This window comes from Acinetobacter sp. SM1B (assembly GCF_003289665.1).
Classification (GTDB): domain Bacteria; phylum Pseudomonadota; class Gammaproteobacteria; order Pseudomonadales; family Moraxellaceae; genus Acinetobacter; species Acinetobacter schindleri.
This window is the reverse complement of the sequence record NZ_QMBM01000041.1, coordinates 1-230: the sequence shown is the minus strand read 5'-3', so window position 1 is coordinate 230 and position 230 is coordinate 1. Positions and strand designations below refer to the sequence as shown.

Annotated in this window: 1 pseudogene; it reads left to right on the top strand. The window is 35.7% G+C overall.

From position 1 onward, the window contains the following. Positions 1 to 230: pseudogene (locus C8322_RS14315) on the top strand (RNA-guided endonuclease TnpB family protein); the annotation flags it as partial.

Genomic DNA, 230 nt, shown 5'->3' with positions numbered 1-230 from the left:
TGAGGTGAATTTTGTTTGGAATTATGTGAATGATTTAGGATTTAAACATCTCAAGCGTAAGGGTGAATTTCTATCGGCATACGATATTGCAGAATACACCAAAGGTACTTCTAAGGAATGCAACCTGCATAGTCAAACTGTTCAAGCCATTACAGAAGAACTTATTACCCGAAGAAAGCAATTTAAAAAAGCAAAGCTGAAATGGCGTGTAAGCAACAAAAAATCAGCAA